Raw genomic sequence first — 23,815 nt, forward strand, 5'->3', positions numbered from 1 at the left:
AGGCGCCGGAAGCAATGCAACGCGAAGAATGTATCGAGACAGGATTACTTCGCCGGCTTCACCGTCAGCTTAACCGCCGCATACCAGTCCGCCGCGGCCCGGATATCGCCGTCCGACACCTCGGCGGCGATCGCACTCATGATCTCGTGTTTGCGCCTGCCGCGTTTGAATGCCTTCAGCTGGGTGTCGATATAGATGTTGGTCTCGCCCGCGAGATTGGGCGCGTCCTCAAGGAGCGCGAGCCCGTCCGCCCCGTGACAGGAGACGCAGGCCTGAGGCGCATTCGCCGGATCGGCTCCCGCCGGAAGTTCCGCTGTCACCTCGTGCGCCGCATACCAGCTCGCCACGTCGGCGATCTGCTGCGCGGAGAGCCCGCCTGCGACCACGGACATCATCTCGTGGCTCCGCGCCCCGGTCTTGAAAGCCATGAGCTGGGCCTCGAGATAGGCCTTCGGCTCGCCGCCGATATGCGGCGCGATGGGAATCTTCGCATAGCCGTTGAGCCCGTGGCAGGTGCGGCACATGTTGGCGATCTTACGTCCCGCCACCGGATCGTCGGCCCGAGCGGGTCCGGCCCCGGCGAGCAACAGCCCGCCGAGGCCGATGATCAGGGCTACCCTCACTTCGCGTAGCTGATCCGGTAGAGCGCACCCGCGAGATCATCCGAGACCAGGATCGAGCCGTCGGGCAGTTGTGCGACGTCGACCGGGCGGCCGAGATACTCGCCCGTCTCCTCGTCCAGCCAGCCTTCCGCGAAAGGCAACATCGAGGCATTGCCATCACCGTCGACGAAGGTGACCATCACCCGCGCGCCGACCGGCGTGGTACGGTTCCAGGAACCGTGCTGGGCGGAGAAGATCGCGTTTTTGTACCTCTCCGGGAACATCCGGCCCGTATAGAAGGTCATGCCGAGATCGGCCGCATGGGCGACCGCCTCGACCGCCGGCATCACGATGCCGTCGGGCGGCGTCTCGTCCTTGTACTCGTTAGTGCGGGTATCGCCGCCGCCATACCACGGGTGGCCGAAATTCTGCCCCATGGCGGTCTGCCGGTTCAGCTCGCCCGGCGGGATATCGTCGCCCATGCCGTCGACCTGGTTGTCGGTAAACCAGAGCTCGCCGGTTTCCGGATGGAAGTCGTGCCCGACCGAATTGCGGATGCCGTAGGTATAGACCTCGCGTCCCGAGCCATCGAGATTAAGGCGTATCATCCCGCCGATGCCGACCTTGTTGTAGAGCTCGAGCTTCTCCTGCGGCGCCACGTTGAAGGGCTGGCCGAGGGAGATGTAGATCTTGTTGTCCGGCCCGATCCGGCAGACCCGGGCGGTGTGGTTGTAGCTCTCCTCCTCGGGCGGAATCAGGTCGCCCTGTTTGATCAGATTGAAGGCGGCCACGTCCGGGCTCTCGTAGAAGAACTCGGCGGCCGGGAACAGCAGCACCCGGTTCTGTTCGGCGATATAGAGAAAGCCATCCTTTGAGAAGCACGGCCCGTTCGGGATGGCGAAACGGAGCGACGGGGCGAAATCCTTCACCTCGTCCGCGACCCTGTCCTTGTTGCGGTCGGTGACCGACCAGACCTTGTCCTTGCGGGTGCCGACAAAGGTGACGATACCCTGCGGGCCGACCGCCATGTGCCGCGCATCCGGCACGACGGCATAGAGCTCGATCTTGAACCCGTCCGGCAGCCTGATCCGTTCCAGCGTCTTCCGGATTCCGGCGGCGTAGTCCCCGCCCTGCTCGATGAAGGTGAACTCAGTCACGCCGGTTGTCTTGAAGCTGGAGAGCTTCTCCAGATTGTCCGGCACCTGACCCGACTGCGCGAGCGCCCCGCCCGAGATGACAGAAGACGCCAGTATCGCTGCGATAATCCGCTTCATTACATTCCTCCCTGCGGCTCGTTTTCAGCCTTGTTATGCAACCATGATTTGCGTCGCCACAAGGTACGTCAAGCCGATTCACATGGCGAAACCAGCCAAAATTAGGGAAGCATTACTGTCAGAAATGAGGCCAAATCTCTCTTTTTGCGCGTAATTTCCGCGTCACCGGAGCCTGTCATTCAGGACGGCGCGGCAATCAGAGCCCGAAGCCGCGCCGCCACCGGCACGTAGATCGCCGAGAGCCCGACGCACCAGAGCATCATCACGATACCCTGCGCCTCGAGCGCAATGCCGCGATCGATCAGGATCCCGGTAATGGCCGGCCCGATGGCGGTGGAGAAAACCATGGCCGAGACCGCGAGCGCCCGGATCGCGCCGAGATTGCGGGTACCGTAGATCTCCGCCCAGACCGCTCCGTTGAGCGCGCTCGAGAAACCGGCCCCGAAGCCGATGCAGCCGAGCGTCACGCCCCAGATCCAGACCTGATCGCTCGCCTGCAGCAGCACGATACCGAGCCCGATAGGCAGCAGGAAGAGCGGCAGCAATGCGAGCGCGCCGAACCGGTCGATGATCCGTCCGGCGATGAACAAGGCCGCGATGGCGGAAAACGCATAGGCGGGATATCCGGCCGCCATCTCCGCGAGGCTCCAGCCCTTCACGCCGGAGACATGCGCCTGGTGGAAAAAGATCACGGTGCCGATGAAAGCGGGTGTCAGGATGCCCGGGAAAAGCGCCCAGTAGGACCAGTGCCTGAGCGCCTCGGGGCGGGTCCAGTGACGGCCGAGCGCGCCCGGCGCCGGGCCGCTCGTCTCGCCTCCCCGGGGCGTGCGGTCGAGCGCGAACAGAACCCAGAGCGCGCCGCCGAATACGATCAGCACCGTCGCCGCCGCGAGCCACCAGGCTCCGCGCCAGCCGACCAGCGCGACGGCGAGCACCGCGACCGCGGGAAGTACCGCTTCACCGATCCCGTACCCGAGCGAGGTGATGGCGATCGCCCGGCCGCGGCGCGCCTGGAACCAGCGGGCCGTCGCCGTCATGCCGACATGGCTGATCATGCCCTGTCCGAAGAAACGCAGCCCGAGCACCATCAGGAACAGCATGACGACGGAGTCGTGGATCGCCATGCCCGCGCAGACCAGGGCGAAAGCGCCGACAACGATGATCGCCAGCGTGCGCAGCCGCATCGTATCGGCAAGCTGCCCGCTCTTGATCAGAAGGGCCGCCGAAGTCAGTGTCGCGCCCGCATAGAGGCTGCCCCAGGTCCCGTCGGTCAGGCCGTGCAGCGCCATAAACTGGGCAGCGAAGAGAGAGATGAAGAAGGTCTGGCCGAAGGAGGAACAGAGCGTGCAAAGCAGTCCGGCCGCCAGCCAGCGGGCATTCGCGAGATAGAAATTCGTCGGGGACGAGGCCGGAGACATATGCCTGCTTCGCTTGGAACGCGAGGCGTGTCAAGCGCGTGCACGGGGCGGCCATGCGGCCAATTGCGCCTTGCCTCGAAGCACCCGCTCACCCCAGACTGCGGGTGCCCTCTCCGGTTGACCGGCACTCCATCGAAGCGCCTCGAATGCCATTTCTTGATCAGTTCCACTCCGCATACTTAAGGTCACCCTCATGTCCGTTGAGAAAATCGACACGCTTGTCATCGGCGCCGGTCAGGCCGGGATCGCGATGAGCGAGCATCTCGGCAAGGCCGGCATTCCCCACCTCGTGCTGGAGCGCGGCCGGATCGCCGAGCGCTGGCGCTCCGGGCGCTGGGACTCGCTGGTCGCCAACGGCCCGGCATGGCACGACCGCTTTCCCGGATTGGAGTTCGCCGGCGCGGACCCGGACAGCTTCATCCCGAAGGAAAAGGTCGCGGACTACTTTGCCGACTATGCGGAGATGGTCGGAGCCCCGGTCCGGTCCGGCGTGGAAGTGACCTCGGTCAGCCGCAACGACGGCCGGCGGGGGTTCCGCGTCGAGACATCGGAAGGACCGGTCGAGGCCGACAATGTCGTGGTTGCCACCGGCCCGTTCCAGATCCCGGTGATCCCGCCGGTCGTCCCCGAAACCGAAGGGATCGCCCAGCTTCATTCCAGCGCCTACCGCAATCCGGACCAGCTCGTGGACGGCGGCGTGCTCGTGGTCGGCGCCGGCTCCTCGGGCGTGCAGATCGCGGACGAACTGAACCGCTCCGGCAGGAAGGTCACCCTCTCGGTCGGCCCGCACCACCGTCCGCCCCGCGCCTATCGCGGACGGGACTATTGCTGGTGGCTCGGCGTGCTCGGCCTCTGGGACATCGCGGCGCCGACACCGGGCACGGAGCATATCGCCATCGCCGTCAGCGGCGCGCGCGGCGGCGAGACGGTCGATTTCCGCAATCTCGCGGACCAGGGAATCACGCTCGCCGGTCTGACCGAAGGGTACGAGGACGGCGTCATGCGCTTCGCGGGCGATCTCGCGCGCAACATCGCCGAGGGCGACGAGAACTATCTCTCCGTCCTGCGCCAGGCGGACGCGTTCGCCGCACGGAACGGGCTCGACCTGCCGGAGGAACCGGAAGCCCACGTCATCGGCTCCGATCCGGACTGCGTCGCCAATCCGGTCCGGGAGCTGGACCTGAAGACGGCCGGCATCGGGACGATCCTCTGGGCGACCGGCTTCCGCACCGACTATGACTGGCTCAAGGTCGATGCCTTCGACGAAGACGGAAAGCCCCGGCACCAGCGCGGCGTCTCGAGCGAGCCCGGGATCTATTTCCTCGGCCTGCCCTGGCTCTCGCGCCGCGGATCGAGCTTCATCTGGGGCGTCTGGCACGACGCCATGCATATCGCCGACCAGATCGCGATCCAGCGCAGCTATCTCGACTACGACGCCGCGGCGCGGTCGCGCGGCGGGGCATAGCAACGGCCCGCGACGCCGACACCCATCCCCCACGGAGACCCGACATGGCCCATGAGCGCCTCAGGACATTCAACACCCGGGACACCTACCCGGAACAGAAGCTCGACAACGATCTCGCCCAGGCCGTGATCACGCGCGGCGGGCGCACGGTCTGGCTGCGCGGCCAGTGCCCGCAGGATCTCGACACGGCGAAGAACATCGAGAGCCACGATCCGGCGGAGCAGACCCACAAGGTGATGCAGAATATCCGCCAGCTCCTCGAGGAAGCCGGCGGCGAGATGCATCATCTTGTAAAACTTGTCGTCTATATCACCGATGTGCGCCACCGCGAGGCTGTCTACCGGACCATGGGCGAGTACATCAAGGGGGTGCATCCGGTCTGCACCGGGCTCGTGGTCCAGGCGCTGGCCCGGCCCGAATGGCTGGTCGAAATCGACGGCACCGCCGTCATTCCCGACGAATGATCCGGAGTTCCCGATGACCTTCTCCCTTGTCGCCCGCTGCGCCGAGACCGGCATGTTCGGGATCGCGATCTCCTCCTCCTCGCCCGCCGTCGCGGCGCGCTGTGCCTATACCCGGGCGGGCGTCGGCGCGGTCGCCAGCCAGAACGTGACCGACCCGAGGCTCGGCCCGCTGGTGCTGGACCGCATGGAGGTCGGCCTCTCCGCGCCCGATGCCATCGAGGCCATGCGGCGGGAAGCCGAGCATCTCGACTACCGTCAGGTGCTTGCCGTGGACAAGCACGGCACCACCGCGATCCATTCCGGCGGCAATGCGCTCGGCATCTGGGCGGAGGCGAAGGCAGAGAATGTCGCCTCGGGCGGCAACCTGCTCGCCAACAAGGACGTCCCCGCCGCCATTGTCGACGCCTTCGGCGCCTCCGGCGGCCATCTCGGCGACCGGCTGATCGCGGCGATGCGCGCCGGGCTTGCCGCCGGCGGCGAAGCCGGTCCGGTGCATTCGGCGGGCATGCAGCTCGCGGACAAATACGCTTGGCCAGTCGCGGACCTGCGCTGCGACTGGACCGAGAACTGCCCGATCGAGGCCATCGCGACGGCCTGGGAAATCTACAAGCCCCAGCTCGACGCCTACGTCACCCGCGCGCTCGATCCGCGCGAAGCGCCGTCCTACGGCGTGCCGGGGGACGAATAGGCTCCACAATCTGGGCGTGTTGTTCTAGAACCGGTCACGACCGAGCTTTGACCCGCACCGATCGAGTTGGGGAAATTAATGCGCGTCTCTTTGGCGGCGATTGCCATCGCCTTCCTCCTGTCTGCCTGCCAGACTACATCCGGCCAAAATCGTAACCTCGTGGTCCAGAAAGGGAATGGCGGCGCGACGCTCAATGTCTGCGTCGGCGACTTCGCCTTCGACCATATCTTTACATTGACCATTGAGAGAGTTGCCGACGCCTCCAATGAGCGCGATCTCGACCCGAGCGGAGCTTGGACCCAGACTTTTGTTGTTTCTTCCGTGACGGCTCCCAACAAGCATCCCGGTTCCATGTTTGAGCCGGGAATGTCATGCAAGTTCTGGGATTTCGAAGCCGCTCCGGGAACCTACGCGATCACCCGCCTGCGGGAGCGATACTATGATCCATATCCACGAGGCGGCCTGTTGTATGTCGTGTTGAAGGCAGCCGCCGCCGCGGTTCGGGACGATGATGAGATTGTATTTCTCAATGAGCATAACAGCCTGAAAAGCGACGCTCCCGTCTTCGATATCCGCAATGGCGAAGTGAGCGATCTCGGGACACTGATCTTTGTCGGCGAACGGACCTTCCGGGAACATCCCGTCAAAGACCCGAACGGATACTGGGATGGCCAGACGACCGAACAAGTGGAGGACCGCCGGGTACTGGTCCGCTACGAGATGCCGGGAGCAACTGCTTCGGATTCCGTCTTTCGCGATCCGAACGGCAAGACCCATCCGCTGACACCCCAGAGCCTTACAGTTCTTGAGAACATAACTCTCATACTGGAAGACTTCCCCGAGGTTGGCAGCGCCGTGCAGTAACCCCCCTCACCCCTCCGCCGCGACGAAGGCGAGCGACTGTTTCGCCGTGCGCATTACGTGCTTGCGTTTGATCCTGGAGTGGAAGAACCGGTTCACTGCCGCCGCCAGAACCGGTGCCCAGGGCGCGTCCGGGCGGAGGCGGATCTCTTCGCGCGCGGCGACGGGCAACTTCACCATGTGGGCGGAGACGATGTATTCCGGCTCCGCATGGTCGAAGAGGCCGGGCAACAGGTCCTCGAAATAGGCCTCCGGATCCTCCACCCGCCATTGTTCGCTGTCCTGCTGCGCATCGGTGTAGGCGGCGTTGCGGCCGGTGAAACAGGCCATCTGCAGGAGCGCGTCCGGCCAGAGATCCGCGTGCCGTGAACATTGCGCCCGGACGGCATTGGCGAAGGTGATGCCGTGGGTGAAATCGAGCCAGTTCACATTGTCCGGCACCGGCCGGTCGTGGCGCGTGCCCCAGGACATGTCGAAATGCAGCATCTGCCACGCCGCGGCCTCGAAAAGCGCGTCGAACAGGGCTGACCGGTCCCCGCTCGAACGGTTCACCCGCTCCAGTGCACGGGGCACGTTGAGCGCATGGAACTCCTCCGCCGAGACTGGATCGCCACCGGCGCCGTCCCAGGCTTTTCGGGCCGGGCCGTAGGCGCGGAATTCCGGGATCAGGTCCTCGCGGCTGGCATTCACCAGAGCGCGGGCAAGCGCGAGATAGAGCGGTTCCGCCACCTCGCCGCCGAGCCGCTCGACCAGCTGGCGGGTCTTGTAGCAATAGATCAGCGAATGGCCGAAATCCTGATAATGGGCGAGCGCGGCGCGTGTCAGCGGCGCGTCCAGCGCCCGCCAGCCGGGCCCGGCGACGGCGCCGCGCACCTGTGCGAGCGCTTCCGCCTCGTCCTCCGTCTCGATCGCATCGACCAGCCGGTCGGCGTCGAATTCCGCAACACCTTCGGCGAAGGGGAAACGCTCCCAGCGCAGGCTGTCCCAGGCGAGATGAGCCACCACCTCGACGAAGGGGATCAGCGCCGAGGCCGCGTCGCGCCCGCCGTAATCTTCCCCGAGCTCCAGCCAGTCCGGCGCGGCGGCAATGGCATGGGTCGTGCCCCACTCGAAGCGGTCATGGGTCCAGAGCACGGCCCGGCGCACCGCCTCCAGCGGATCGCCGCCCGCCGCCTGCAGCCGGGCGATCTCGCGGGCCATGCGGGTGTAGTTGTGGTCGCGGAAGCTCTCCCGGAGATTGCCGAGCGCGGCCTCGACGCGCTCCGCCGCCGGTGGGTCCGCGATATCGATAAGGACGGCGCCGTCGCGGATTTGGGTGGGATATATCCGCAGACGGTCGCCGCCGACCTGGTTGTCGCCACTCGCCAGGTCGAATTTCCAGTTGTGCCAGTTGCAGGTGAGCCGGCAGGCGCCGGCCTCGCTCTTGTCGAGGGTGCCTTCCAGCAGGGGATATCCCTCGTGCGGACACCGGTTGTTGCAGGCATGGACCGCACCGTCCGCCAGGAAGAGCGCGATCTGCTTGCCGTCCGTCTTGAAGATTTTCCGCCCGGCCGCTTCCAGCGCGGTGAGCGGCATCGCCTCGACCCATCGCGGTTCCGGTTTCTGTGTCATGGCGTCTCTCCCTTACCGGCGAGCGCCTTCATGCTCGGCCCCCGTCCTATGAACGGGTCCATTCTGCGCGCATGGATTTTTATATCAAGAAATTTCTTTTTTAATTAATGCCGCATGAAAAGGTCCCGCGATGCCGGCCGGGCCCGGAGCCGGGTCAGGAGCCAGAGCCCGATCCCGAGCACGCCGAAAACCAGCCAGGCCGGCATGAGCAGGATCGTGACCGTCACCGGGTGCCAGAGATAGGGATGCAGGTAGCGGGTGATCGCCGGTTCGGCGAGCTGCAGGCTGTCGCGATGCAGCCCGGCCCAGAGCGTTCCGGCATCCATGATGTTCAGCCTGCCCGTCTGCCAGCTCACATAGCCGTCGCGCGCCGCCAGCGCCAGAGCGAGCAGAATCAGGATCAGTGCGAGAAAGCGAAAGAACCGCCGCATACATCCCCCGGCGCGCCCTGGCCGGTCATCCGGCGGTCCTGCGCGCTGCGTCTCGTTGAGCCCCCTAAGCCGCTGGAAAGCCTACACCAAATCGGGAGGGGAGCGAAACCTGTGGTTCATCTTGAGTTTCTACCCGCCGCCGCGACGGATTGACGGTGGCCGACCGTTCTAAAAAGATGAACAATTGGAAAAGAGCCCGCCACCGCTCCGCGCGGAAGCCAGCCCCCTGATACAGAGCGATATGATGAAGAGATTGCCGAAGGGCGCGGCTCAACGCGGCCCTCAGGAGAGATATGCCGCCGGTCGCAGGGCGGGGCTGGTCCTTGCCGTCCTCATGCTCGGGGGCTGCACCGTCGGCCCGGAATACCGGGTGCCCGCGCTGTCGCTGCCGACGGACTGGGGGACGGAGAGCGCCGCCGCGCGCGAGACGGCCGTGCCGGAACTGTCCCGCTGGTGGACCGAACTCGACGATCCCACCCTTAACGGGCTGATCGAGCGCGCCTCGGGTCAGAATCTCGACCTCGCGGCGGCGCGGGCGCGGATCCGGGAAGCCCGCGCCAGCTACCGGCAGGCGGGCGGCGCATTGCAGCCGAGCCTCGACGGGTCCGGCTCCACCGGTCTCGCCGGATCCGACAACAGCATCGACGGGCAGTTCCAGGCGGGATTCGACGCGAGCTGGGAGCTCGACATCTTCGGCGGCCGAAAACGCCGTGTCGAAGCGGCCGCCTACGGTGTCGGCGCGGCCGAAGAGGATCTGCGCGACACGATGCTGACCCTGATCGGCGATATCGCGTCGAACTACGTCTCCGCCCGCTCCTTCCGGGCGCGGATCGACCTCGCCCGGCGCACGGCGATCTCGATGCGGGAGACCGAGTCACTGACCCGGGCGCGCTTCCGGGCCGGTGCCACTGCCGCCTCCGACATGGCCAATGCCGCCGGACAGGCGAGCAGCACCGAGGCCAATATCCCGGCGCTGGAAGTCTCCTTCGCGGAAGCCGTGCATCGACTCGGCGTGTTGACCGGCCAGGCGCCGGGCGCCCTCGCCGCCATGCTGCGGAACGGTGCGCCGATCCCGCGGCCGACCCGGCCGATCCCGACCGGCGTTCCGGCAGACATCCTGCTGACCCGCCCGGACGTCCGCGGTGCGGAACGGGAACTGGCACGCTACACCGCGCTGATCGGCGAGGCCGAGGCGGCGCGCTATCCGAGCGTCAGCCTGACCGGCAGCATCGCGACCTCCGGCACCAGCATCGGCGACCTCGCGAAAGGCTCCTCCATCGGCTGGGCGATCGGCCCGTCGCTGACCGTGCCGATCTTCAACGGTGGCCAGCTCGAGGCCGCCGTCGATCTGGCCCGGGCCCAGCGCGACCAGTTCGAGGCCGCTTTCCGCTCCACCGTCCTGACCGCGCTGGAAGATGTCGAAAACGCCATCGTCGCGCTCGCCCAGGAACGGATCCGCAACCGCAGTCTGGCGGAAGCCTCCGAATCCTATCGCGAGGCGGCCCGGCTCGCCCGCTCGCTCTACGGCGCGGGCAGCATCAGCTTCCTCGATGTGCTCGACGCCGAGCGCTCGCTCTATTCCGCCGAGGACGCGCTGCTGCAAAGCACCGCCCGGATCGCGACCGGCTACGTCACCCTCAACAAGGCCCTCGGCGGCGGCTGGGACGGCGTCCTCGAAACCGCCGCCGCAGCGCCGGCATCCGGCTAACGATACCCCCGGAGAGATATGTCCTTTTCCTCCCCCAAAGCGCGGCGCTGGCGCCGCCTCCTGGTCTCGCTCCTCCTGCTCGGCACGCTCGGCGCCGGCGGCACTTACGGCTGGCGCGAGCTCTATCCGTCCGAAAAGACGACTTACATGACGCGCCCGGTCACGCTCGGAAGCATCGAGGAAACGGTGCTCGCGAACGGCATCCTGAAACCGGTGAACCTTGTCGCGGTCGGTGCCCAAGTCTCCGGCCAGATCGTCGCCCTGCATGTCGATCTCGGCGACGAGGTGAAGGAAGGCGACCTGATCGCCGAGATCGATTCCGTCACCCAGCTGAACGCGCTCAGGACGGCCGAGGCGGCGCTGGCCAATGTGCGCGCCCAGCTCGCGGAGAAACAGGCGACCCTGACCCGCAACAGGCTGACGCTAAAACGCAGCAGGGCGATGATCGCGGAACGCGCGGTCTCCCAGGCCGATCTCGAATCCGCCGAGGCGGACGTCCGTACCACCGAAGCCCAGATCGAGGCGCTGAAAGCGCAGATCGTCGAGGCCGAGGTCGCGGTGGAAACCGCCGACGCCAATCTCGGCTATACCAGCATCCTCGCACCGAGCAACGGCACTGTGCTGGCGATCGTCAGCAAGGCGGGCCAGACGGTGAACGCGGCACAGTCCGCGCCGACCATCGTCATCCTCGGACAGCTCGACCGGATGGACGTGCGGGCGGAGATTTCCGAGGCCGACATCCTGCATGTCGAACCGGGCCAGAAGGTCTATTTCACCGTTCTCGGCGATCCCGACCGGCGCTACGACGCGGTGCTGGAAAGCATCGAGCCCGCGCCCGAGAGCATCCGCTCCGACAGCAGCCTCAGCACCTCGAGCAGCACCAGCTCTTCCTCCAGCTCAAGCACCAGCTCCAGCGCGATCTACTATATCGGCAGCTTCCGCGTGCCCAATCCGGAGCGCAAGCTGCGCACCTACATGACCGCGGAGGTGCATATACAGCTTAATTCCGTAGAGAACGTCCTCACCGTCCCGGCGGCGGCGCTCGGCCGCAAGGGCCGCGACGGGAAATTCGAGGTCCGGGTACTCGGCGCGGGCGACGCCGTGGAGACCCGGCAGGTCAACATCGGCCTCAACAACAAGGTGCGGGCCGAGGTGATCGAAGGGCTGGCCGAGGGCGAGAAAGTCGTGGTCGGACAGTCCGGCGGCGCGGCGGCGAGCTCGCAGCGGCGCTTCCGGATGAGGTTCTAGCCATGTCGTCCCCGCTGATCCGGCTGGAGAGCGTGCGCCGGGAATTCCCCTCCGGCGAGGGCACCATCGCCGCGCTGAAGAGTGTCGACCTCAGCATCGAGCGCGGCGAGATGGTGGCGATCATCGGCGCTTCCGGGTCCGGCAAATCGACGCTGATGAACATTCTCGGCTGCCTCGACCGGCCGACATCCGGCACGTACCGGATTTCCGGCACCGCCACCGGCGCGCTCGGCCCGGACGATCTGGCGGCGCTCCGGCGCACGCATTTCGGCTTCATCTTCCAGCGCTATAACCTGCTGGCCGAGCTGACCGCAGCGGGCAATGTCGAGATGCCGGCGATCTATGCGGGTCAAAGCAACGCCGAGAGACGCGAGAAGGCCGCGGCCCTGCTCACCCGTCTCGGCATGGCGGACCGCGCCGGGCACCGGCCGGGCCAGCTTTCCGGCGGCCAGCAGCAACGGGTTTCCATCGCCCGCGCGTTGATCAACGATGCCGACGTGATCCTGGCCGACGAACCGACCGGCGCGCTGGACAGCAAGAGCAGCGCCGAGGTGCTCTCCATCCTCCACGAGCTGCATCGCGAGGGCCGCACCGTCATCATCGTCACCCACGACCCGGAGGTCGCGGCTCAGGCGGAGCGGATCGTCGAGCTCAGCGACGGCGAGATCGTCAGCGACCGGCAGACCGTGGAGACATCGGAGTCCGTCGCGGCGCCCGACTTCGCGCCCTCCTTCTCCCAGCCCGGCTGGCGCGCCGGGATCGACCGCTTCTTCGAGGCCTTCGCTATGGCCTTGCTGGCGATGCGCGCGCACAAGCTCCGCACCCTGCTGACCATGCTCGGCATCGTCATCGGCATCGCCTCGGTGGTCTGCGTGCTCGCGCTCGGCCAGGGCTCGAGCGAAAGGGTGCTCTCCGATATCCGCAGGCTCGGCACCAACACGCTGGAGATCTTTCCGGGCAAGAGTTTCGGCGACGTGCGCTCCGGGCGCATCGAGACCCTGGTCGCGGCCGACGCCGACGCGCTCGCGCGCCGCGACTTCGTCGCCGCGGTGACGCCGACGGTCGCGACCTCGAAGACGACACGTCATGGCGCGATCGAAGCGACGTCGCAGGTGAACGGTGTCGGTGCCCAGTATTTCGCGGCCAAGGCGACGGAACTCGCCGAGGGAAGCCTGTTCGGGCTCGAGAGCATCCGGCGCATGGAACAGGTCGTGGTGATCGACGTGAATACACGGGCGACTCTCTTCCCGGACGACCCGGGCGCCGCCATCGGGTCGGTCATCTTCGTCGGCCAGGTGCCGTGCCGGGTGATCGGCGTGGTCGAGGCCCGCCAGAGCGGCTTCGGCGGCAGCCAGAACCTGACGCTCTACCTGCCCTATACCACCGTGCAGGCGCGCATCCTCGGCAGCCCGACGCTGCGCAGCATCATCCTGCGGGTGACCGACGAAACCGATATGGAAATCGCCAAACAGGCGGTGACAGACCTGCTGAAAGCACGGCACGGCACCGAGGATTTCTTCATCCTGAACACCGACGAGATCCGCAAGACCATCACCAGCACGACCCGGACCATGACTCTGCTGATCTCCGCCATCGCGCTGATCTCGCTCGCGGTCGGCGGCATCGGGGTGATGAACATCATGCTGGTCTCGGTCTCGGAGCGGATCGGCGAAATCGGCGTGCGCATGGCGGTCGGCGCCCGGCGCGGCGACATCCTGCAACAATTCCTGATCGAGGCGGTGCTGGTCTGCCTGCTGAGCGGCGTGCTCGGCATCCTCGCCGCGCTCGCCTTCGGCCTGATCTTCAGCCTGCTCAATTCCTCCTTCCCGCTGATCTATTCGGTCTCGGCGATGGGGGCGGCGGTACTCTGCGCCAGCATGATCGGCATCGTCTTCGGCTACCTGCCGGCGCGCAACGCCTCCCGGCTGGACCCGTCCGTAGTCCTCTCGGGGAACTGACGAACCTTCGGGCAACCTCGGCAAGTGCCTGAAAAGGCGGACGGAACCGTCCGACAGGCGCCCGCCCGCCCGCGATTTGCCACGCGCAGCGTTTTTTCCGGTTTTTCGCGTTTCAAACCGTTGCAAAGCCGGAAGGCCTTTTGTATGGTCCGCGCCTCTTCAGGAGGGATGGCCGAGCGGTTTAAGGCGCACGCCTGGAAAGCGTGTTGGGGTGGAAGCCCCTCAGGGGTTCGAATCCCCTTCCCTCCGCCAGAGCCTTTTCCCGGAAATTCCGATCCGCGGGTCTTTTCCTCAGCCGTAAACGCCGCCGGCGAAAACCCGCACCTATTCCGTCAATTTCTTCACTTCCTGCTCCAGCGCTTTGAAGAAGCGTTTGTGGAAGCCGTATCGGTTCCCGGTCCGGGTCAAGGCCGGGAGATACTTGATGTCGTCCTGGCGGCCGGCGAAATGCAGGAACCAGGAATTGTTGACCGCATTGATCAGGTTCGGGAGATGGCCCGAGACGAAGGGATATTTCTTGCAGACACTGTCGGACTGCTGGTTCTGCAGGAAACGGAAAACGAGCCAGAGCGCGTTGAACCGCTCGTCGAGGAGCTGCCCCTTTCCGTCGGCCTCACAGTAATGAGTGAAAGGGACCTGGTCGAAGAACGCGCCGCCCGCATAGTCCCCGAAGAGTCTCGGAAAGGCGGCGACCCAATCGGCCAGTTGTTCCGGATAGAAGCAGAACACGCCGGTATTGAACATGTGCGTTGCCGTGCTCGCCGGGTCGATGGCGCGATGGAGCGCATTGTAGTTCCCGTATTCGATCCCGTTCCTGGCGACTATCCCCGCCACCTTGTTCCGGGCCTTTCGGAAAAGCGGCGAATCCGGGATATGCCCCTCAAGGCAGATCGCGAGCCGGTCCGGCGCGCAATGTTCCTGAATGTCCGGCGCGTCCAGCAGATTGATGAAGATGTCCGCGTCGAGCCAACAGACGAAATCGAAGGCCCGGGCGCGCTGGCTCGCCATCGCCTCGTACTTCGTCAGATAGATCGACTCGGTCTCGAACGCATGGCGCTCGTCAAAGACCAGGATCTCGTAACCGTACTGCTCCGCCCAGGCTTCCCAGTTGGTCTTCAGAAAATCGTTCCAGACCCTTTTGTGCATATCGCCCAGAAGGACGGTGACTAACGCTTTCTTCAACTCGGGTTCCTAAGTCAGCATTGTCTCTTGCGGAGGGAGTGGAGCGCCGCGACGCTATCGAAGCCGCCCGGTCGCTCGCGTCCGTTCCGAAGACGAGTCTATTGCAGCCGGGCGCGCATGTTCCAGTCTTACAATTGGCTGGCCGGTATTCACTTGACCCGCCCGGTTGAAACTTTCTATCCCTGCAAACTACACGTTGGGGGCGCGGATAAAATCCATGGGTGTATGGTCGGTTGCAATCGTCGATTCAGGAGTAACGGACGAGACAGAAGCCCGCTTCGGCCCCAACCTTTTCGAGTACGACTACTACTACAGAAACGGCAATACCGACGGCGCGCGCTCGACATCTCACGGCTCCATCGTTGCGGAGTCGGTCGAACATACCAATGGAGCGCTCGAGCGGGTCGATTTCCAGGTCAGCAGCAACAGCGAGTATTTCATCTCGTCTTATGCGATCCGCAACGCGCTGGCCCAGATCGGGGACATGCACGATTCCGGCTGGCACATCGGAAGTTACAACCTGAGCATCGCCAGCTCCTATTCTTCCTTCACTTCCCCCTTCAGAGCGCAGATTGACGCCCTTGCGGACCGGGGCATCTTCGGGGTCGCCGCTTCCGGCAACGGCGGAACGTCCGGCGCGCTCGAAGCGGCCGCCTATCCGGCGCGCCTTTCCAACGTGATTTCCGTCGGCAGCCATGACGGCGCCGGAAATCCGAGCACCTTTTCGCAAAACCATCCGTCCACCGTTCACATCCTCGCCGACGGCGAGGATTTCCCGGGCGCGGGTTATTCCGGCACGAGTTTCGCGGCGCCGCAGGTGGCCGCCACCGTCACAACCGTCCAAGCGCTGGTCGAAGGCGTCAAGGGCGACCGGCTGTCCTTCGGTCAGATCATCGACACGCTGCAGCTCGGCGGCGCCGGGCCGCGCTCGGCCGTCGACCCGGCCGATGGCGCGACGACCTATTTCCTGCACACCCATTCCGGCTCCGTCGATTACGCCATCGCGACCCATATCGACCCGAGTTTCAGCGGGCTCGAATACATCGCCTCCTTCAGCGACCTCGAGGCGGCGTTCGGCCGGGATGCGGGCGCTGCGCGCACGCACTATCTCTCGACCGGCGTCTATGAAGGCCGGACAGTGGAGTTCGACGGGCTGGAATATGTCGCGAGCCATCCCGATCTGATCGGCGCCTTCGGCACGGACCGGGAGGCGGCGGCTTTCCACTATCTCGAAGCCGGCAGATGGGAAGGCCGCCTGACCAATTTCGACGCCGACAACTACATGAGCGCAAACCCGGACCTCGCCGCCGCCTTCGGTGGGGACGACGACCTTGCGACACAACACTACATCACCAACGGATTTTTCGAAGGCCGTTCGACCGGCGAGCTGACCGGTCCCTCGATGGGGCCGGCGCAGTTTCGGGCAGGTATTTCCGAGGGCGCAACAGATTTGCCTTATGCCACCAATTCGCCCGGTTACGTTGGCATCGGGGAAGCCGTTGTCGGCACAATCAGTTTTTTTCAAGACGCCGATGTGTTTCGTACCGAATTGACCGCCGGTGAAACGATCACCATTGCCGCCCGCGGTAGCTCATCCGGCGGCGGAACATTGCACGATATTCGGTTATTTCTGTTTGACCCCGACATTAATCAGGTGGGGAGTGACTATGACAGCGGTCAAGGCCTGGACGCCTTGCTGGTCTACACACCGACCACCAGTGGCACGCATTACATCGGGATCGACGGGAAGCTCATTTATCAGGGTACCTACACGATCGAGGTGTCGCGCGGAGCCAGTGCGGTGCTCACGGGGCTGACGGAGGAAACGGTTCCTGTCGATGCCGTCGAGGACGCCCCGTCCCCGACTTCCGACGACGTCCAGCTGACGACGCTCGGCCCGGAGCCGCTCTATACCGACTGGATCGTCTGAGCCGCGCTTCTACCTCTGCCCACGCACCACCGTGCCCGGCAGCGCCTCCGTCGCTTCGCCGCAGCGATAGGTCACCCTCCCCGAGACGATGGTCGCCTCGTAGCCGGTTGATTTCTGCATCAGCCGCTTGCCGTTCGCCGGCAGGTCGTAGGTCACGTACGGATCGGAGAAGCCGACCCCGTCCCAGTCGATGATATTGACGTCCGCCTTCTTGCCCGGCGCCAGCACGCCGCGGTCGGAGAGGCCGGCGGCGCGTGCCGTGTCCGAGGTCAGGCGCCGGATCACGTCGGTCATCGGGAAGCGGGCGCGGTCCCGGCCCCAGTAGCTCATCAGCCAGGTCGGGTAGCCGGCATCGAGGATGAAGCCGACATGGGCGCCGCCGTCGCCGAGCCCCATGATCGCGTTCCGGTCCGCCAGCATCTCCTCCGGCGCGCTCATGTCGTAATTCGCGTAATTCACCAGCGGCGTGTAGATGAAGCCGCGTCCCTCGCGCTCCAGCAGGATGTCGTAGGCGACCTCCGGCGCCGTCCTTCCCTCGCGCTCGGCGATGGCGGCGATGGACTGGTCCTTCGCCGGCTCGTAGTTCGCCGGCGAGCCGAGGCGGAACATCTTGGAGAAGGAGATCCGGTGGATCAGCGGGAAGGTGCTGCTCTTCACCGGGTCCTCTGAAAGGATCTTCGCCCGCACCGCCGGGTCGCGCATCGCGGCCACGCGCTCGGGAAGCGGCAGGTCCTGGATCGAACGGTAGGTGGCGGTGCCGGAGAACGGGTTCTGGCTGCCCTCGAGGCCGAGCAGGATACCGATCGGGCGCGGCGCCACCACCGGGCGGATCGAGAGCCCGTCATTGGCCGCCTCGCCCGCGAGCCTCAAGAGATCGCGCCAGAAATGCGGCCGGTCGTGGCGCTGGTTGAGGGTGAAGACGGCGGTCCGCCCGCTCGCCTCGATGACGCGGCGGAGCATGGCAAACTCGGTTTCCGGGTCCGGCTGGTCCCAGTCCGACACCATCTCGAGGAAACCGGAGCCCGCATCCGCCATTCCCATGGCGATCCCTGTCAGCTCCTCCTCCTGCGCGCGCAGGGTCGGGGTATAGTCGCCGGCGAGGCTCTTGTGGCTGATGGTGCGCGAGGTGGAGAAACCGAAGGCGCCGGCACGCACCGCGTCGGCGGCGATCGCCCGCATCCTCGCAATATCCTCTTCCGTCGCGTTCTCGAGGCTCAACGCCCGCTCGCCCATGACATAGACGCGGACCGCGGCATGGGGCAGCAGCACGCCGAGATCCATGTCCCGCGGCAGCTTCTCCAGCACGTCGAGATACTCGGCGAAACTCTCCCACTGCCATTTCAGGCCCTGGTGCAGCACCGGGCCCGGAATATCCTCGACGCCTTCCATCAGCTCGACCAGCTTGTCCCGGTCCGCCGGCTTGCAGGGTGCGAAACCGACCCCGCAATTGCCCATGATCGCCGTGGTGACGCCATGCCAGGCCGAGGGTGCGAGGTGATTGTCCCAGACCGCCTGGCCGTCGTAATGGGTGTGGATGTCGACGAAGCCGGGCGTCACCAGCTTGCCGCGCGCGTCGATCTCCTCGACCCCGCGCCGCGCCGCGACCTCGCCGATCTGGACGATTTGATCCCCGGCGATGGCGAGATCCGCCTCCACCGGGTCCGCCCCGGTGCCGTCGACGATGGTGCCGTTACGGATGATCAGACTAGGCTCAGCGGACATGGCGCATTCTCCCTTATATTATTCTCTTTTTCCGGGAGTGTGAGCCTCCCCGCGCGCGCCGTAAAGCCGCGCGCGGGCACGAGTGTGTTGATCGGACGCGCGCGGTCCGCTTACTTGATGGCGAGGATGTCGAAATTGCCGACATTGGCGACGACGCCGTCCTCCCAGCCGCCCGCGACCAGTTCCGGCGCCTTCTCCTTCAGCAATCCCGCGACCTTGCCCGCGAAATGCGCATCGCGGCCGGCCTCGCCGGCGAAGACATCGAAGATGGCGAAATGGGTCCCGTCGATCCGGAGCGCCGTCCAGAACAGCGTCTCCGGCTCCGTTTCCGCCACGACCGGCCCGGCCGCGCTCAGCAGGGCCGCAAGCTCGTCGCTCCGGCCCGAGGCCGCCTCGAGCCTGATATAGGTGGCGGTCGTCGCGCTGTAGAGATCGAAAGGCGGTTTCGCGGAAAGGACGTTCGCGTTGCTGATCCCGGCAACGACACCGCCGTCCCAGCCCCCCTCGACCAGAGTCGCGGCCTTCCCGTTCAGGGCCCCCGCGACGGCGCCGGAGAAATGCGCATCGCGCGCCGCGTCATCGGCGAAGATGTCGAAGATGACCAGCGTGTCGTCCGCCTTCAGCGCGAACCACAATTCGGTGCCGGGCTCGGTTTCCCTCACGATCGCCGCGGCGCCGGTCAGGAAGTCGGCGAAGACCTCCGTCTGGCCCTGTGCGGCCCGCATTTCGATATAGCTCGCGGTCTTGGTTGTCATCGCAGTCTCCTCGGCAGTCGCGGTCGTCGCCGCGGTGATCAGGGCCAGTGCTGAAAGCGTTTGAAGGAACTGGCGGGTTTTCATGGATCGCCTCCTCGTTCGGGCCGCATCGGGCCCGCTTGTTTCGATGCGCTCTTGTCGCATGCCGCGCGGCCCCGCCTCCAATTCCGAGATCCTATTTATCGATAGATTTTTACTATCGACGCCCTCCGGATAGACTGCCGGCATGAACCCCGGGAGGGTCCGATGGAGATGAACCAGGTCCGCTATTTCCTCGCCGTCTGCGAGCATCGCAACTTCACGCATGCGGCCAGGGCCTCCAACGTCTCGCAACCCTCGCTGACGGTCGCGATCAGGAAGCTGGAAGAGGAACTGGGCGAGGCCCTGTTCCTGCGCGACCGGGCTGGATGCCGGCTGACACCGCTCGGAAAGCTCATGCGCCCTAGGCTCGAACGGGTGCACGGGGAGATGCTGGAGGCGAAGGCCGAGGCCGTCCGGCACACGAATCTCGAGCGCGTGCCGATCGGCATCGGGATCGGCGAGACCATCGGGCAGAGCAGGATCGCGGCGGCGGTCGAGCGCTTCCGGACGCGGGTTCCGCAGGCCGAGATCGAACTGATCGTCGCACCGGCTGAAGACCTGCTGGCAGGGCTGAGGGACGGGGAGTTCGATCTCGCCCTCACCTCCCGGGAGGCCAGCCCCGACCTCTACCGCATAGACCGGCTCTATCGCGAGACCTACCGGGTCGTGGTCGCGAAAGGGCATGCCCTCGCCGCCTCGGAGACGGTCTCGCTCGAAGCGCTCGCCGGCACGCTCCTGCTCGACCGGCCGAATTGCGAGATGCGCGACGCCCTGCACCGGACCTGCGCGGATCACGGCCAGAGGCTCTATGCCGCCTACCGCTCCAACCGCGTGGACTGGCTGCTCGAGCTCGCCCGGCAGGGCTCCGGGGCGGCGATCCTGCCGGAGACGGCGATCCCGCAGGATCCCGGCCTCGTGTCACTGCCGATCGCGGACGTCGAGATCGCGCGCGAGGTTTCGGCGCTGCGCTACCGCCAGCAGGCCTCTCGGCCCGAGACCGACGCCCTGATCCGGGAGCTTGCCTCCGGCTAGCGCCCGCCCTGCTGCCAAATCGTCATCAATCCCGCCCGCCCGGCTTTGCTAGCCTCCTTGCCAACAAAGCAATGACGGGCTCCGGGGAGGACCAGAGACATGGACAGCAACGCCAAGGTCGCCATCATCGGCGCGGGACTGATGGGACACGGGCTCGCCCTCGTGCATGCGATCGCGGGGCATGCCGTGAAGATGACCGACATCAGCGAAAGCCAGCTCGCGACCGGCATGGAGCTGATCGGCAGCGCGCTCGACACCCTGGTCGCCGGCGGTTCCGTCGCCAAGCCGGAGACCGCCGCGATCCTCGCCCGCATCACGCCGGTCGGAACCCTCGCCGAAGCCGTCGCGGATGCCGATTTCATCGTCGAGGCGGTGGTCGAGAACCGCGAGGTGAAGACAGAAGTCTATGCCGAGCTCGAGAGCGCCGCCCCGGCGACGGCGATCATCGCCAGCAACACCTCCTATCTCGACGCCTTCCCGCTCGCGCCGGCCTCCCTGCAGAGCCGCTTCATCATCACCCACTGGTACACCCCGCCCTACATCATCGACCTGGTCGACATCGCCGGCGGGCCGGAGACCGATCCGAAGTACCTCGCGGCCGTGCGCGACCATTACGCGGCGATCGGCAAGAAGCCGGTGCTGTTCGAACGTTTCGTGCCCGGCTATGTCGCCAACCGCCTGCAGGCGGCGATGACGCTGGAGATCACCCGCCTGCTCGACGAGGGCTATGCCGACGCCGAGGCGATCGACACCTCGATCAAGTACGGCCTCGCGCTCCGCATGGCGACCATGGGCGCGCTGATGAAGGCGGACTTCACCGGCCTCGACATGAGCCGCCGGGCGCTCGCCAACAAGATGTACATCCCGCCCGAGGTGAAGGGGAAAAGCGAGACGCTGGAGAAGCTGATCGCAGACGGCAAGCAGGGCGTGATGAACGGGTCCGGCTATTTCGACTATGGCTCGATGAAGCCGGAGGAACTGTTCCACAACCGCGATGTCGGGCTGCTGAAGCTGAAGGCGGCGGTGGAGAAGGTCGAGGAGGAACAGCCGCTCCGGCCGCAAGGGTGATGCCCGTGGAGACGCTGGAAACGGACTATGTCGTGGTCGGCGCCGGTTCCGCCGGCTGCGTCGTCGCGAGCCGCCTCAGCGAGACCGGCGCCAGGGTCCTGCTGCTGGAGGCCGGGCCGCCGGACCGCCATCCGCTGATCCACATTCCGGCCGGCGTGAAGAGCCTGCTCTACAACGCCAGCGTCAACTGGAACTATGCGAGCGAGCCGGAGGACGGCACCGCGGGGCGGGCGATCCACTGGCCGCGCGGCCGCGTGCTCGGCGGCTCGCACTCGATCAACGGCATGCTCTATGTGCGCGGCAACCCGGCCGACTATGACGGCTGGGCGCAGCTTGGCTGCCGGGGCTGGAGTTTCGACGAAATCCTGCCCCTCTTCCGGCGCTCCGAGCGCTACGAAAAGGGCGAGGACGAAATCCGCGGGCGGGGCGGCCCGATGCCGGTCGAGGATTACCGCACCATCCTGCCACTGACCCATGCCTTCGTGCAGGCGGCCGAGGAGGCCGGCTTCGCCTTCAACCCGGATTACAACGGCTCTGGCCAGGAGGGCGTCGCCTATTCGCAGATGACCCGGCGCGGTCGCTGGCGCGCCTCGACCGCCCGCACCTTCCTCGCCGAGGCGCGCAAACGCCGCAACCTCCGGGTCGAGACCGACGCCCTGGTGCAGAAGCTGAGTTTCGAGGGACGCCGCTGCACCGGGCTGGTGTTCCGCCGCCACGGGCAGGAGGTCGCGGTCAAAGCCGCCCGCGAGGTGGTGCTCTCGGGCGGCGCCGTCAATTCGCCGCAGCTCCTGCAGCTCTCCGGCATCGGCCCCGCCCGCCATCTGGCGAGCCTCGGCCTGCCGATGGTCCACGACCTGCCGGGCGTCGGCGCCAATCTCTCCGATCACTATGTCACGCGCATCACCCACCGGGTCAGGGACGCGATCTCGATGAACCAGCTCTCGCGCGGCTGGCGGGTGCTGCGCGAGATCGGCCGCTTCGCCCTCTTCGGCAACGGCGCGCTGACCTTCGGCGTGACCAGCGCGATGGTGTTCTGCCGCAGCCGCGAGGGCCTGGAGAGCCCGGACCTGCAGCTCCTCTTCACGCCGGCCAGCTACGATCCGGACAAGCCGCTCGCCCTGGAGCGCGCGCCCGGCATGGCGACGGTGATCTGCCCGACCCGCCCGTCCAGCCGCGGCACGGTGATGGCCACGAGCCCGGACCCGTCAGCGCCGCCGCGCATCAAACCGAACTACCTCTCGGACCGCGACGATCTGCGGGTGATGCTCGCCGGCATGGCCCATGTCCGCCGGATCTTCGCCGCGCCGTCACTGGCGCGCCACAGCGCCGCCGAACTCTGGCCCGGAGCCGACGCGGCGGACGAGGAAGCGCTGACGCAGTTCGCCCGGGAACGCGGCACCACGCTCTATCACCCGGTCGGCACCTGCAAGATGGGGATCGACTCGATGGCGGTCGTCGACCCGGAGCTCCGGGTCCGCGGCGTCGAGGGGCTCAGGGTCGCAGATGCGTCGGTTATGCCGTTTCTGACGACGGGGAACACGAACGCGCCGACGATCATGATCGCGGAGAAGGCGGCGGAGTTGATTAGGGCCGCGGCGGGGTGAGTGGCGGGTGGCACAGGTCGGGCCGCGAGCCCCCCTCAGGCGCAGAGCGTCTCTTCGTATTCCGTCGCCCGCTGCCGCAGCATCGGCCCGATGCGGACCTCGCCGCCCGCGACGGCGAGATTGGCTTGCCGGATCAGCTCCGCCTCGACCGCGACCGAGGGCGCGAGCTTGCCGTTGCAGGCGAGCCAGCGGGCGACCGTCGCCCATTCCCAGAGCGGACTGTCCGAGGTGACGCGCGCCACAGGCGCCGGAAAACCCTCGCCCCGGCAGCCCCGGTAATAGTTGGAAATCGCGGCCCGCGTCATCTCGGCCCGTTTCGCGATGTCAGAGAGGCTGACTAGCGGGTCCGGCTCCAGCCGGTCGATCCGCGCGCCGGTCGCGGCGACATTCTCCAGCGCCGAGGCGACGGCATCGCCGAAGCTCTCCGCCTCGCGCGCGAAATCGACGATGACATGGCCTTTCTGGAACGAGACCAGCGCGTCGTCGCAGCCGTGATCGTAGAACCGCGCCTCGAAATCCTCCGCCACCGGGTCCAGCCCGGAGGCGATTACGCTGAACTCAAACGTTTCCATCGTCATTCTCCCCGGCCCCGTGCGGACACCGGTTGATCGCCCGCAGGATCTGCCGCGCGTGATTTCCCGCGTTCCTGGGCGTCCCATTGACTCCGATCTGGCAGCCTTCGCGGTCATTCTGGGGACAATAAAGCCGCCCCC

Annotated in this window: 20 protein-coding genes and 1 tRNA gene; 12 read left to right on the forward strand and 9 right to left on the reverse strand. The window is 66.2% G+C overall.

The genetic code is table 11. The features are described from left to right. Nucleotides 1–44 precede the first annotated feature (44 nt). The 3 genes from NUH88_RS07730 to NUH88_RS07740 all read right to left on the reverse strand — a co-directional run bounded on the left by NUH88_RS07730 (nt 45) and on the right by NUH88_RS07740 (nt 3,294). Nucleotides 45–623 carry a c-type cytochrome gene (locus NUH88_RS07730; protein WP_257771156.1) on the reverse strand — a complete coding sequence of 193 codons (579 nt, stop codon included), beginning with the start codon at nt 621–623 and terminating at the stop codon, nt 45–47. Further along, nucleotides 620–1,876, reverse strand: a complete 1,257-nt coding sequence (locus NUH88_RS07735) for a PQQ-dependent sugar dehydrogenase (RefSeq protein ID WP_257771157.1) — start codon at nt 1,874–1,876, stop codon at nt 620–622. Before NUH88_RS07735 ends, NUH88_RS07730 begins: the two co-directional genes overlap by 4 nt. Before the next feature lie 179 nt (nt 1,877–2,055). Further along, the gene (locus NUH88_RS07740) at nt 2,056–3,294 is read right to left on the reverse strand and encodes an MFS transporter (protein ID WP_257771158.1); all 1,239 of its coding nucleotides are present in this window, start codon (nt 3,292–3,294) and stop codon (nt 2,056–2,058) included. A 193-nt stretch (nt 3,295–3,487) separates the two neighbouring features. Here NUH88_RS07740 and NUH88_RS07745 point away from each other — a divergent pair, with 193 nt between their 5' ends. The 4 genes from NUH88_RS07745 to NUH88_RS07760 all read left to right on the forward strand — a co-directional run bounded on the left by NUH88_RS07745 (nt 3,488) and on the right by NUH88_RS07760 (nt 6,775). Continuing rightward, entirely contained in the window at nt 3,488–4,759 is a 1,272-nt protein-coding gene (locus tag NUH88_RS07745; protein ID WP_257771160.1) for a flavin-containing monooxygenase, read from the forward strand. 44 nt (nt 4,760–4,803) lie between these two features. Continuing rightward, nucleotides 4,804–5,223 carry a RidA family protein gene (locus tag NUH88_RS07750; protein ID WP_257771162.1) on the forward strand — a complete coding sequence of 140 codons (420 nt, stop codon included), beginning with the start codon at nt 4,804–4,806 and terminating at the stop codon, nt 5,221–5,223. A gap of 13 nt (nt 5,224–5,236) precedes the next feature. Continuing rightward, nucleotides 5,237–5,911 (forward strand): DUF1028 domain-containing protein, encoded by a 675-nt coding sequence (locus NUH88_RS07755; RefSeq protein ID WP_257771164.1) that lies wholly within the window; start codon nt 5,237–5,239, stop codon nt 5,909–5,911. Between the two features lie 78 nt (nt 5,912–5,989). After that, nucleotides 5,990–6,775 (forward strand): hypothetical protein, encoded by a 786-nt coding sequence (locus tag NUH88_RS07760; RefSeq protein ID WP_257771166.1) that lies wholly within the window; start codon nt 5,990–5,992, stop codon nt 6,773–6,775. A gap of 6 nt (nt 6,776–6,781) precedes the next feature. Here NUH88_RS07760 and NUH88_RS07765 read toward each other — a convergent pair whose 3' ends face one another. Further along, nucleotides 6,782–8,383 (reverse strand): Rieske (2Fe-2S) protein, encoded by a 1,602-nt coding sequence (locus NUH88_RS07765; protein ID WP_257771168.1) that lies wholly within the window; start codon nt 8,381–8,383, stop codon nt 6,782–6,784. Between the two features lie 104 nt (nt 8,384–8,487). Beyond that, entirely contained in the window at nt 8,488–8,814 is a 327-nt protein-coding gene (locus NUH88_RS07770; protein WP_257771170.1) for a hypothetical protein, read from the reverse strand. Between the two features lie 241 nt (nt 8,815–9,055). Between NUH88_RS07770 and NUH88_RS07775 the strand changes: the two genes are divergently transcribed. The 4 genes from NUH88_RS07775 (at nt 9,056) to NUH88_RS07790 (ending at nt 13,980) form a co-directional block, all read left to right on the forward strand. Further along, nucleotides 9,056–10,522, forward strand: coding sequence for an efflux transporter outer membrane subunit (locus tag NUH88_RS07775; RefSeq protein WP_257771172.1), 1,467 nt, complete (start codon nt 9,056–9,058; stop codon nt 10,520–10,522). 18 nt (nt 10,523–10,540) lie between these two features. Beyond that, a complete protein-coding gene (locus NUH88_RS07780) occupies nt 10,541–11,770 on the forward strand; it encodes an efflux RND transporter periplasmic adaptor subunit (RefSeq protein WP_257771174.1) in 1,230 nt (409 codons plus the stop codon). A 2-nt stretch (nt 11,771–11,772) separates the two neighbouring features. Next, nucleotides 11,773–13,728, forward strand: a complete 1,956-nt coding sequence (locus NUH88_RS07785; RefSeq protein WP_257771175.1) for a MacB family efflux pump subunit — start codon at nt 11,773–11,775, stop codon at nt 13,726–13,728. 162 nt (nt 13,729–13,890) lie between these two features. After that, nucleotides 13,891–13,980: transfer RNA gene (locus tag NUH88_RS07790), tRNA-Ser, on the forward strand. A 72-nt stretch (nt 13,981–14,052) separates the two neighbouring features. Here NUH88_RS07790 and NUH88_RS07795 read toward each other — a convergent pair. Then, a complete protein-coding gene (locus NUH88_RS07795; protein WP_257771177.1) occupies nt 14,053–14,910 on the reverse strand; it encodes a hypothetical protein in 858 nt (285 codons plus the stop codon). A 217-nt stretch (nt 14,911–15,127) separates the two neighbouring features. Between NUH88_RS07795 and NUH88_RS07800 the strand changes: the two genes are divergently transcribed. Beyond that, nucleotides 15,128–16,840, forward strand: a complete 1,713-nt coding sequence (locus NUH88_RS07800; RefSeq protein ID WP_257771179.1) for a S8 family serine peptidase — start codon at nt 15,128–15,130, stop codon at nt 16,838–16,840. Between the two features lie 9 nt (nt 16,841–16,849). On the opposite strand, the gene NUH88_RS07805 is transcribed toward NUH88_RS07800, so the two are convergent. Next, on the reverse strand, nt 16,850–18,562 hold the full coding sequence (locus NUH88_RS07805) for an N-acyl-D-amino-acid deacylase family protein (protein WP_257771181.1): 1,713 nt from the start codon (nt 18,560–18,562) through the stop codon (nt 16,850–16,852). 110 nt (nt 18,563–18,672) lie between these two features. Next, nucleotides 18,673–19,401 (reverse strand): putative quinol monooxygenase, encoded by a 729-nt coding sequence (locus tag NUH88_RS07810; protein ID WP_257771183.1) that lies wholly within the window; start codon nt 19,399–19,401, stop codon nt 18,673–18,675. 162 nt (nt 19,402–19,563) lie between these two features. Here NUH88_RS07810 and NUH88_RS07815 point away from each other — a divergent pair, with 162 nt between their 5' ends. The 3 genes from NUH88_RS07815 to NUH88_RS07825 all read left to right on the forward strand — a co-directional run bounded on the left by NUH88_RS07815 (nt 19,564) and on the right by NUH88_RS07825 (nt 23,102). Beyond that, entirely contained in the window at nt 19,564–20,430 is an 867-nt protein-coding gene (locus NUH88_RS07815; protein ID WP_257771185.1) for a LysR family transcriptional regulator, read from the forward strand. Nucleotides 20,431–20,529: 99 nt separating this feature from the next. Further along, nucleotides 20,530–21,498 carry a 3-hydroxyacyl-CoA dehydrogenase family protein gene (locus NUH88_RS07820; RefSeq protein WP_257771187.1) on the forward strand — a complete coding sequence of 323 codons (969 nt, stop codon included), beginning with the start codon at nt 20,530–20,532 and terminating at the stop codon, nt 21,496–21,498. A 5-nt stretch (nt 21,499–21,503) separates the two neighbouring features. After that, complete coding sequence (locus NUH88_RS07825; RefSeq protein ID WP_257771188.1) at nt 21,504–23,102, forward strand: GMC family oxidoreductase; 1,599 nt, start codon at nt 21,504–21,506, stop codon at nt 23,100–23,102. Nucleotides 23,103–23,137: 35 nt separating this feature from the next. Here NUH88_RS07825 and NUH88_RS07830 read toward each other — a convergent pair whose 3' ends face one another. Beyond that, nucleotides 23,138–23,674, reverse strand: coding sequence for a hypothetical protein (locus NUH88_RS07830; protein ID WP_257771190.1), 537 nt, complete (start codon nt 23,672–23,674; stop codon nt 23,138–23,140). Between the last annotated feature and the right edge of the window lie 141 nt (nt 23,675–23,815).

Source organism: Nisaea acidiphila (genome assembly GCF_024662015.1).
Lineage (GTDB): Bacteria > Pseudomonadota > Alphaproteobacteria > Thalassobaculales > Thalassobaculaceae > Nisaea > Nisaea acidiphila.

Coding starts and splice junctions, on each gene's coding strand:
- NUH88_RS07735 (WP_257771157.1), bottom strand. CDS start 1,876: ATGAAGCGGATTATCGCAGCGATACTGGCGTCTTCTGTCATCTCGGGC.
- NUH88_RS07780 (WP_257771174.1), top strand. CDS start 10,541: ATGTCCTTTTCCTCCCCCAAAGCGCGGCGCTGGCGCCGCCTCCTGGTC.
- NUH88_RS07820 (WP_257771187.1), top strand. CDS start 20,530: ATGGACAGCAACGCCAAGGTCGCCATCATCGGCGCGGGACTGATGGGA.
- NUH88_RS07755 (WP_257771164.1), top strand. CDS start 5,237: ATGACCTTCTCCCTTGTCGCCCGCTGCGCCGAGACCGGCATGTTCGGG.
- NUH88_RS07785 (WP_257771175.1), top strand. CDS start 11,773: ATGTCGTCCCCGCTGATCCGGCTGGAGAGCGTGCGCCGGGAATTCCCC.
- NUH88_RS07765 (WP_257771168.1), bottom strand. CDS start 8,383: ATGACACAGAAACCGGAACCGCGATGGGTCGAGGCGATGCCGCTCACC.
- NUH88_RS07810 (WP_257771183.1), bottom strand. CDS start 19,401: ATGAAAACCCGCCAGTTCCTTCAAACGCTTTCAGCACTGGCCCTGATC.
- NUH88_RS07800 (WP_257771179.1), top strand. CDS start 15,128: ATGGGTGTATGGTCGGTTGCAATCGTCGATTCAGGAGTAACGGACGAG.
- NUH88_RS07830 (WP_257771190.1), bottom strand. CDS start 23,674: ATGGAAACGTTTGAGTTCAGCGTAATCGCCTCCGGGCTGGACCCGGTG.
- NUH88_RS07740 (WP_257771158.1), bottom strand. CDS start 3,294: ATGTCTCCGGCCTCGTCCCCGACGAATTTCTATCTCGCGAATGCCCGC.
- NUH88_RS07760 (WP_257771166.1), top strand. CDS start 5,990: ATGCGCGTCTCTTTGGCGGCGATTGCCATCGCCTTCCTCCTGTCTGCC.
- NUH88_RS07815 (WP_257771185.1), top strand. CDS start 19,564: ATGGAGATGAACCAGGTCCGCTATTTCCTCGCCGTCTGCGAGCATCGC.
- NUH88_RS07775 (WP_257771172.1), top strand. CDS start 9,056: ATGATGAAGAGATTGCCGAAGGGCGCGGCTCAACGCGGCCCTCAGGAG.
- NUH88_RS07770 (WP_257771170.1), bottom strand. CDS start 8,814: ATGCGGCGGTTCTTTCGCTTTCTCGCACTGATCCTGATTCTGCTCGCT.
- NUH88_RS07805 (WP_257771181.1), bottom strand. CDS start 18,562: ATGTCCGCTGAGCCTAGTCTGATCATCCGTAACGGCACCATCGTCGAC.
- NUH88_RS07750 (WP_257771162.1), top strand. CDS start 4,804: ATGGCCCATGAGCGCCTCAGGACATTCAACACCCGGGACACCTACCCG.
- NUH88_RS07745 (WP_257771160.1), top strand. CDS start 3,488: ATGTCCGTTGAGAAAATCGACACGCTTGTCATCGGCGCCGGTCAGGCC.